Raw genomic sequence first — 2,137 nt, 5'->3', positions numbered from 1 at the left:
ACTGGGCCTACGCTCTCGACGACATGAACCCGGTGTACCTCGATCCGGAATTCGCGGCGAAATCCCGGTTCGGTGGCATCGTGTCGCCGCCGGTGATGCTGCAGACCTGGACCATGCCGGCGCCAAAGCTCGAAGGCATCGGTGAGCGGGGTGGGTCCCCGGTCGAAATCACCAATAACCCCACCGCGTTTCTCGATGAGGCCGGATACACCAGCATCGTGGCGACCAACTCGGAGTTCGAAATCAACCGCTACCCCAAGCTGGGTGACGAGATCAGCGCGACGTCGGTGTACGAAGAGGTGTCCGACGAAAAGACCACGGCGCTGGGCACTGGGTTCTTCGTGACCTGGGTGCTCACCTACAGCGACCAGCACGGTGAAGTGCTGGGGCGCCAGCGGTTCCGGGTCCTACGATTCAAGCCGGCGAACTGATGGCGACCCGACTGGCACCCACGATCAGCCCGGACACCGAGTTCTTCTGGAATGGGCTGCGCGACCACAAACTGTTGATCCAGCGCTGCAACGGATGTCAGACCGTGCGCAATCCTCCGCAGCCGATGTGCCCGAAGTGCCGCTCGCTGGATTGGGCGGCGATCGAGTCGTCGGGTCGCGGCACCGTCTACAGCTACGTGATGCCGCACCAACCACAGTTCCCGTTCTTCGACTATCCCTACATCGTGGCGCTGCTGCAGCTGGACGAGGGCGTCCGGATCGTTTCAAACCTGACCGACATCGACCCGGCCGACGTCCGGGTCGGGATGCCGGTGGAGGTTTACTTCCAAGAGTTCGACGGAGACCTTGTGCTGCACCAGTTCCGGCCGGCTGGGTGACATGGACTTCACGTTCACCGAAGAGCAGGAGACGATCCGCAAGCTGGCCGCTGACGTCTTTGAGCGGCGAGCCACTCCCGACCGGTTGGCCGAACTCGAAGCCGGCGAGTTGCGCTATGACCCGGCGCTGTGGAACGAACTGGCCGGTCTTGACCTGCTGGGCACCTCGTTGCCGGAGTCGTTGGGCGGCAATGGCGGTGGCTTCGTCGAACTCGGCGTGCTGCTGGCCGAAGTGGGGTCGGCGGTGGCTCCGGTGCCCGCGTATCCGACGCTGCTGCTGGGTGCCGACCCGATCGCCCGGCACGGCAGCCCTGAGCAACAACAGCGCTTTCTGCCCGGCGTCGTCGACGGCACCCGCATCCTGTCCGCCGGCCTGCACGAGCCCGGCCACTCCGACCCGACCCGTCCGGCCACCACAGCTCGTCCCGACGGCGCGACGTGGCGGCTGGATGGCATCAAAGAGCTGGTGTCGTTCGGCCAGCTCGCTGATACCTTGCTGATTCCGGCCACGATCGACGGTGGCGAGGTGGGATTGTTCCTGCTGCCGACGGATACCCAGGGCGTCGAGATCCGGCCGGTGACGACCACCAACCGCGAACCGCACGCCGATGTATTTCTCGACGGCGCCATGGTTGCCGCAGCGGACAAGCTCGACGGCGACCAGCTGGTCGAATCGCTGTACACCCGCGCCCTGATCGGCCTGTGTGCGATTCAGGTTGGCGTATCGGATCGCGCGTTGCGCATGGCTGCCGAATACACCTCGGGCCGTGAACAATTCGGCCGGCCTATCGGCAGCTTCCAGGCGGTGCAGCAACGGATGGCCGACGGCTTCATCGACCTGGAGGCGATCCGCTGGACCACTTGGCATGCGGCCTGGCTGATCGCCGAGGGACGGCCAGCGGACCGTGCTGCACGTGTCGCGAAATTCTGGGCCGCCGAAGCCGGCGCGCGGATCGCCGCCACTGCTCAGCACGTGCACGGCGGGATCGGAATCGACACCACCTATCCCCTGCATCGTTACTTCTTGTGGGCCAAACACAACGAACTCACCTTGGGGTCAGCCACTCAACAGCTGGTTCACCTCGGCAGCACATACCCGGAAGGACGGCTATGACGACCGCCAAATCCCGTACCGACACCCTGCGTTGGAGCGACATCGATGTGGGTGACGAGGTCACTCCGCTGGAGATCCCAGTCACCACCACGATGATCGTGGCCGGGGCGATCGCGTCGCGCGACTTCATGCCGGTGCACCACGACCGCGACTACGCCAACAAGCAGGGCTCGCCCAACCTGTTCATGAACATC

3 protein-coding genes and 1 pseudogene are annotated in these 2,137 nt (G+C 64.7%); all 4 read left to right on the top strand.

Translation table 11 applies throughout. The annotated features are described in order from the left end of the window. Nucleotides 1-431: FAS1-like dehydratase domain-containing protein (locus tag VN856_RS07640; RefSeq protein ID WP_325687699.1), on the top strand; the 431-nt coding region annotated here is incomplete at its 5' end. Further along, on the top strand, nucleotides 431-829 hold the full coding sequence (locus tag VN856_RS07635) for a Zn-ribbon domain-containing OB-fold protein (RefSeq protein WP_325687697.1): 399 nt from the start codon (nucleotides 431-433) through the stop codon (nucleotides 827-829). The genes VN856_RS07640 and VN856_RS07635, both read left to right, overlap by 1 nt. A 1-nt stretch (nucleotide 830) precedes the next feature. Beyond that, on the top strand, nucleotides 831-1,943 hold the full coding sequence (locus tag VN856_RS07630; RefSeq protein ID WP_325687695.1) for an acyl-CoA dehydrogenase family protein: 1,113 nt from the start codon (nucleotides 831-833) through the stop codon (nucleotides 1,941-1,943). Then, nucleotides 1,940-2,137 (top strand): annotated as a pseudogene (locus tag VN856_RS07625) (acyl dehydratase); the annotation flags it as partial. The gene VN856_RS07630 and the pseudogene VN856_RS07625, both read left to right, overlap by 4 nt.

The sequence above is a fragment of the Mycobacterium sp. genome, assembly GCF_035603715.1.
In the GTDB taxonomy this organism is placed as follows: domain Bacteria; phylum Actinomycetota; class Actinomycetes; order Mycobacteriales; family Mycobacteriaceae; genus Mycobacterium.
The sequence above is the reverse complement of the archived record's forward strand: the minus strand, read 5'-3'. Positions and strand labels throughout refer to the sequence as shown.